The organism is uncultured Bradyrhizobium sp. (assembly GCF_936943645.1).
GTDB lineage: Bacteria > Pseudomonadota > Alphaproteobacteria > Rhizobiales > Xanthobacteraceae > Bradyrhizobium.
Genome location: NZ_CAKZJO010000076.1, coordinates 1 through 5,371 on the forward strand (window position 1 = coordinate 1; position 5,371 = coordinate 5,371).

A 5,371-nucleotide genomic window follows, 5' to 3' on the forward strand; every position below is an offset into this window, starting at 1 on the left:
CGTGTCCCGGACGCGCTGCAGCGCTCTTGCGCTGCTGCGCAGAGCCGGGACCCATGCGGATGACGGAAAGATGAAGATAGGCCCCGGCTCTGCGGCGCATCACACCGGACGATGCTTCGCATCGCCGGGAGTGCACCGCGTCCGGGGCACTGGAAGCCTCAGCGCACGTTCGCGAGGCGCATGTCGAGATACGCCGTGATGGTCTCCATCAGCGGCTCGAGCTTGGCGTCGAAGAAGTGGTTGGCGCCGGGGATGACCTGCTGGTCGATCACGATGCCCTTCTGCGTCTTCAGCTTCTCGACCAGCGTGTTGACGTCCTTCGGCGGCACCACCGCGTCCTTCTCGCCGTGCACGATCAGGCCCGACGACGGGCAGGGCGCGAGGAACGAGAAGTCGTAGAGGTTGGCGGGCGGCGCGATCGAGATGAAGCCCTCGACCTCGGGACGGCGCATCAGGAGCTGCATGCCGATCCAGGCGCCGAAGGAGAAACCGGCAACCCAGCAGGCGCGCGCTTCGGGATTGATCGTCTGTGCCCAGTCGAGCGCGGCCGCCGCATCCGACAATTCGCCGGTGCCGTGGTCGAACGAGCCCTGGCTGCGGCCGACGCCGCGGAAATTGAAGCGCAGCACCGAGAAGCCGCGATGGGCGAAGGCGTAGTAGCACTGGTACACGATCTGATGATTCATCGTGCCGTGGAACTGCGGATGCGGATGCAGGATCATCGCGATCGGCGCGTTCTTCTGCTTGGCCGGGTGATAGCGACCCTCGAGGCGGCCGGCAGGGCCGGTGAAAATAACTTCAGGCATGGATGATCTCTGATTGAGTCCCTTGGCGGTGATCCCTGCGCAACCGTCCGATTGTGGCTCGACCAGCGTTGCCGCCGGCGAGAGCACGGATGAAGGGTGGAGAGGCGCGCCCTCGGATGATGCGCGAGTGGCGCACAGGTGAACTGACGCGCGCTTCTAACACGAGGCAAGGGTCAAAAAGCAAGCTTCTTCGACATCTCTCAATGGGCTCAAGAGCTTAGATGGTCATCGCGGCGTTATGCCGGGCCTGCCGCGGGTGGCGGGGATGCCGACCGGATTCAACCGGGCGAGGGCGGGAGCTGGATGCGCTGTCGTCGCATGCCGGTCAACCGGTTGGAATCACGATTGTTTATGGATCGTTGGCCGATCGGCGGAGGCGATTCCCTCCGCGGCGGTTCGGCTTCCGAGCGCGGCGACCGCCGGCCGGTACCGCCGGCTGCCGCCGAGCGTTTGCCCGTTGTCGAAGGCGAGCTCGAAATCTCCGGAAGGCCTGAGGTCCACGCCGCTCACCCGGTCGAGATTGGCAAGCCTGGTCCTGTGAACGCGAACGATGGAAAATCGCGCCAGCTCGCTTTCCGCCCCCCCGAGCGTGCCCCGGATCAGGTGCCGGGTGCCGTCAGCGAGGCTGTATTCGATGTAATTGCCGGCGGACGCGACCCAGAGGATGTCGCGCGGCACCACGCGAATGCGGCTCGATCCGTCGCGCAGCCAGATCGCGTCGGCGGACGATGGTTGTTGCGGCGCCGGTGGCGCCGCGGGAGCGGTTGCGGCCGTCTTCAGCTCACGCCGGCTTTCGAGCAGCCAGAGCGTGCCGGCGATCAAGACGACGGCGACCGCGTCCTTGCGGAATTCGTAGAGGACCGTCGCGAGCGAGAAACGGAAATCGTAGGCGCCTCCGGCGAGCCAGAGCGCGAGCTTCCGCACCCAGACCATGCCGGTGATGTGGAGCGCCGAGAAGCCGAGCAGGGCGATCGCCCCGATGGCCGTGCGGGCCGCGAGGCCCGATGTCCGGCGCATGCGGCGGACTGCCAGCACCAGGAGCGGCAGCAGCAGCAGGATGACGGCGATGCTCGACATCTCCCAGAACAGCCGCCGGCCGATGTCGTAGCTGTCGCCGCGCCAGGCGGCATCCTGGGCGCCCGAAAACGCGTTGACGATTCCGATCGCGAGCGAAACCGCCGCGATCGCCGCAAGCATCGTCCGGTCGCCGCCACTGGTCCCGAAAAGCCCGCGACTCGTCCCTGCCGCCGGCGGCTCATCCCCTCGCGTCCCACTCTGATCCCAAACCGGCTCGACGTGCGCCGTCGACGGCGCATTTTCGGTGTCAGCCATTTTCAATTTCACCCTGGCCCGGAAACCGCGTTCGTCGTCCCGTCAAGGAGCAGACCAGCATGACAACACCACAGCAATTCCAAAGCTCGGACAGGCGCATCGATCTGGACTGGGTACGGATTTTAGCCTTCGGGCTGTTGATCTTCTACCACGTCGGCATGCTTTACGTGTCCTGGGGATTTCACATCAAGAGCGTACACCGGCTGACCTGGCTGGAACCGGTGATGCTGTTCCTCAATCCCTGGCGGCTGTCGCTGCTGTTCCTGGTGTCCGGGGTCGCCACCCGCTTCATGCTCGGCAAGTCGACCCTGGCCTCGCTCGCCCGTGCGCGGTCGGCGCGGCTCTTGATCCCGCTGATCTTCGGCATGCTCGTGATCGTGCCGCCGCAATCCTATCTCCAGATCGTCGAAAGCCCAGGCTATCCCGCGGGCTTCCTGGATTTCTACACCAGGCATTACTTCGCCTTCGGCGCGCAGTTCTGTCCGAACCCCTGCATCGTGCTGCCGACCTGGAACCATCTCTGGTTCGTGATCTATCTCTGGGTCTACACGATGGCCCTGATCGGCGTGCTCGCGCTTTGGCCGGCGGGCGCCGACTGGCTCGGCCGGAAGCTGGCCGGCGTGCTCGCCGGGCCGTGGCTCCTGGTCGTGCCTTGCCTGCTCTACGTGGCCTGGCGCGTGGTGCTGTTCCCGGCTTTCCCGTCGACGCATGCGCTGTTCGGCGACTGGTACAACCACGCGGACCACGCCACCGCCTTCCTGATCGGTTTCCTGCTGGCGAAGCAGGAGGGGATCTGGCGCGAGGTCGAGCGCCAGCGCCGGGTGGCGCTGGTGGCCGCAGGCGCCTGCTTCTCCGCCTTCATCCTGGTTCGCGCCGGTCTGTTTGCGCCGTCGCCCGCGCTGAAGTCGTTCGCAGCCTCGGCCTATGGTTGCTACCAGTGGCTCGCGATCGCCGCCGTGCTCGGCTTCGCACGGCACCATCTCACAGCCGACAGCGCGGTGCGCCGTTATCTGACCGATGCGATCTTCCCCTATTACATCGTGCACCAGACCGCGATTATCGTGATCGCGCATCAATTGCTCGGCAGCGGTCTTCCCGCCGGGATCGAGGCCTTCATCGTCATCATCGGGACCGCGCTCACATGCGTCGTGACCTATGAGATCGTCCGGCGCATCGGCTGGCTGCGGCCGCTGTTCGGATTGCGCACGGCGCCGCGGACGGTTCGCAGCATCGAGCAGCACCAGCCCGCCTGATGCGCGCCGCCGTCCGATTGGCGGGATGGCAAAAGGTGCTAAGAGGGCGACATGCCAACCCGGGTCTATCTCGACTGGAACGCGACCACGCCGCTGCGCCCCGAGGCGCGGGCGGCGATGGTTGCCGCCTATGACCTCATCGGCAATCCGTCGTCGGTCCATGCCGAGGGGCGGGAGGCGCGGCGGCTGGTCGAGGAGGCCCGCGCCACGCTCGCTGCGGCCGTGGGGGCCTTGCCGCGGAACGTGGTTTTCACCTCGGCCGGAACCGAGGCCAATGCGCTGGCCCTGTCGCCGGGGCTGCGGGGGCCTTCCGGCGGGCCTGTCGAGCGGCTGCTGGTCTCGGCTGTCGAGCACGCTTCGGTGCTGGCCGGCGGCCGGTTCCCGGGCGCCGCGATCGGGCTGATCCCGGTCACACGCTCCGGCGTGGTCGATCTGGAGCTTCTGAAGGCCCTGCTGGCCGACGGGCCGCCGGCGCTGGTTTCGATCATGGCCGCCAACAACGAGACGGGGGCGCTCCAGCCGGTCGCGGAGGCCGCGCGGATCGTCCACGAGGCCGGCGGCCTGCTGCATGTCGACGCGATCCAGGCGCTGGGCAAAATCCCGTTCGACATCAAGGCTGTAGGTGCCGACCTTGCGACCTTTTCTGCGCACAAGATCGGCGGCCCCAAGGGCGTCGGCGCACTGGTCGTGGCCGAGGGGATCACGGGACTTGAGCCGGTGCTGCGGGGCGGGGGACAGGAGCAGAGCCGCCGCGCGGGCACCGAGAATGTTGCCGGGATCGCCGGCTTTGGCGCGGCGGTGAAGATGGCGCTTCAGGCTCTGCCGGAGGATGCGGAGCGCATGGCAACCCACAGAAATCTCTTGGAAAATGGAGTTCGAGGGGTGGCGGGCGCGACGATCTTCTCAGACGATGTCAAGAGGTTGCCAAATACCGTTTTGTTCACCGCGCCGGGCCTCAAGGCCGAGACCGCCGTGATCGGTTTTGACCTCGAAGGCGTCGCGGTTTCCTCGGGTTCCGCCTGTTCCTCGGGCAAGGTCCAGCCGTCCCACGTGTTGTCGGCAATGGGACACGATCCTGCGACCGCCCAGGGAGCGGTGCGCCTCAGTCTGGGCTGGTCCACGGAACCAGAAGACATCAACAGGGCGTTAGAGGCTTGGCGAAAGCTCGGTAATAGCCTACTTAAGGCCTAAGCGATGAAACACGGCTTGAACGGTTCTAAGCCCGTGCTTTCCGCACAGAAACATCGTAATAGTCGTCCGAGATTGATCCACCGTGGTCCTTGAAACCACGAGCGGAGGATGGAATGCCAGCCGTACAAGAGACGGTCGAGCGCGTGAAGCGCATCGACGTCGACCAGTATCGTTATGGGTTTGAGACCCTGATCGAGTCCGAGAAGGCCCCCAAGGGGCTGTCGGAAGAGATCGTCAAATACATCTCGCAGAAGAAGAACGAACCCGACTGGATGCTCCAGTGGCGGCTCGAGGCCTATCGGCGCTGGCTGACCATGCAGGAGCCGACCTGGGCGCGCGTCGATTATCCCAAGATCGACTTCCAGGACCTTTATTATTACGCGGCCCCGAAGCCGAAGAAGACGGTCTCGTCGCTGGACGAGATCGATCCGGAGATCCTGAAGACCTACGAGAAGCTCGGCATTCCCTTGCGGGAAGTCGCCATGCTCGAAGGCGTCGAGCCGAAGGTGGGCGAGGAAGATCCCGCGCGCCGCAAGATCGCGGTCGACGCTGTCTTCGATTCGGTCTCGGTTGCGACCACCTTCAAGGCGGAGCTGAAGAAGGCCGGCGTGATCTTCATGCCGATCTCGGAGGCGATCCGCGAGCACCCTGAATTGGTGCAGAAATATCTGGGTTCGGTGGTGCCGACCTCGGACAATTTCTACGCGACGCTGAACTCGGCGGTGTTCTCCGACGGCTCGTTCGTCTACGTGCCGCCGGGCGTGCGCTGCCCGATGGAGCTGTCGACCT

General features: G+C 65.5%; 4 protein-coding genes and 1 pseudogene. 3 read left to right on the plus strand and 2 right to left on the minus strand.

The features are described 5' to 3' along the window. Positions 1-158: 158 nt before the first annotated feature. Positions 159-806: an alpha/beta hydrolase gene (locus Q0743_RS20305; RefSeq protein ID WP_014495555.1), complete on the minus strand. Its 648-nt coding sequence runs from the start codon at positions 804-806 to the stop codon at positions 159-161. 339 nt (positions 807-1,145) lie between these two features. Then, a complete protein-coding gene (locus Q0743_RS20310; protein ID WP_298243271.1) occupies positions 1,146-2,003 on the minus strand; it encodes a LytTR family DNA-binding domain-containing protein in 858 nt (285 codons plus the stop codon). A 194-nt stretch (positions 2,004-2,197) separates the two neighbouring features. Here Q0743_RS20310 and Q0743_RS20315 point away from each other — a divergent pair, with 194 nt between their 5' ends. The 3 genes and pseudogenes from Q0743_RS20315 to Q0743_RS20325 form a co-directional block, all read left to right on the plus strand. Further along, positions 2,198-3,391, plus strand: coding sequence for an acyltransferase family protein (locus Q0743_RS20315; RefSeq protein ID WP_298243272.1), 1,194 nt, complete (start codon positions 2,198-2,200; stop codon positions 3,389-3,391). A 51-nt stretch (positions 3,392-3,442) separates the two neighbouring features. Then, positions 3,443-4,582, plus strand: a complete 1,140-nt coding sequence (locus tag Q0743_RS20320) for a cysteine desulfurase family protein (protein ID WP_298243273.1) — start codon at positions 3,443-3,445, stop codon at positions 4,580-4,582. Positions 4,583-4,695: 113 nt separating this feature from the next. Continuing rightward, positions 4,696-5,371, plus strand: a pseudogene (locus Q0743_RS20325) (Fe-S cluster assembly protein SufB); the annotation flags it as partial.

Bases quoted from the DNA above. Each gene is read 5' to 3' on its own strand.
- Q0743_RS20305 (WP_014495555.1), bottom strand. From the start codon at position 806: ATGCCTGAAGTTATTTTCACCGGCCCTGCCGGCCGCCTCGAGGGTCGC.
- Q0743_RS20310 (WP_298243271.1), bottom strand. From the start codon at position 2,003: ATGCTTGCGGCGATCGCGGCGGTTTCGCTCGCGATCGGAATCGTCAAC.
- Q0743_RS20315 (WP_298243272.1), top strand. From the start codon at position 2,198: ATGACAACACCACAGCAATTCCAAAGCTCGGACAGGCGCATCGATCTG.
- Q0743_RS20320 (WP_298243273.1), top strand. From the start codon at position 3,443: ATGCCAACCCGGGTCTATCTCGACTGGAACGCGACCACGCCGCTGCGC.